The 990-nt window shown below is 43.4% G+C and carries 1 protein-coding gene; it reads right to left on the bottom strand.

All coding sequences use genetic code 11. The features are described 5' to 3' along the window. Positions 1 to 949: hypothetical protein (locus A3762_RS00640; protein ID WP_197468901.1), on the bottom strand; the 949-nt coding region annotated here is incomplete at its 3' end. Positions 950 to 990 lie beyond the last annotated feature (41 nt).

The raw sequence follows: 990 nt of genomic DNA, 5'->3' as shown, positions 1-990 counted from the left end.
AGGATGGTTCATCGTCGTACAGAAAACGAAGGTAACCATTTTTAATAGTATTCCCAACACCACTATTATCTAGAAACCAAGCCAAGTCCTCTCGAGAACTCTCCCTTAGTAATACTTCAATTGCTCCGTATTTTTTTAAGGCCTTCTTTAGTTTGGCTAGCTGCGCGCGCTCTTGTTGCAGCAATTTACTCGCGGTGAGATACGACTCTAATGCTAGGGTTTGATAACCAGATTGTGCTTGTACATTTGGAAGTGCAAGTAAAGACTCGGCAACACCTGGTTCAGCAAGATTATGTTGCAGATTAGCTTGCCAGACTTGAACGGCTGCACGGTAATCTTTCAACTCTACCTTCGCTAAACCTGATAGATAAAGACCTTGTGTCGCATAAGCAGAACCGATATCCATTTCATCAAAAAATCGCACCGCCATATCTGGTTTATCGTGCTTGAGATAAAGCGCCCCTGCGCCAAGATTGATTCTATTCGTGAGCTCATTTGCGCTTTCGCCATTGTTTGTCATGTCTCTGGCTACACGCAGAGAAACTAATGCACGTTTCGGGTTTCGGCTAGTAAAGGCATAATCAGTCGCTAAGTTGTAATAAGCCACTGCGGATAATTCACCCTCTAAGGCAGTACTAAGCGACTGAGCAGCAAAATTATTCTTCCCTAACTCGATGAAGCATTGTCCTCGCAAGTAAGCCCGAAGAGATTTTAATGAAGGACTTAGTTTCGGTGCTTTACCTTTTAAATACCGTACCGCAGTACGGCAGTCATCTTGGTTATAAAGCATGTTGGCTATACGAAGACGATCCACGTCAGGTGTATCTGACGTTTTCAAATGTTGCTTTAATTGATCGATCGTAAAGGAAGGTGTTAGCCCCAACTGTGTTTGAGCAACTGCGGTCATAACGGGATAGGACTTGTATTCGTCCTTAGAAATAGACGACAAGGTGCTAGCGTAATCACCTCTCTCAAAGTGAAATTGAACGA

Source organism: Oleiphilus sp. HI0125 (genome assembly GCF_001635355.1).
The sequence above is the reverse complement of the archived record's forward strand: the minus strand, read 5'-3'. Positions and strand labels throughout refer to the sequence as shown.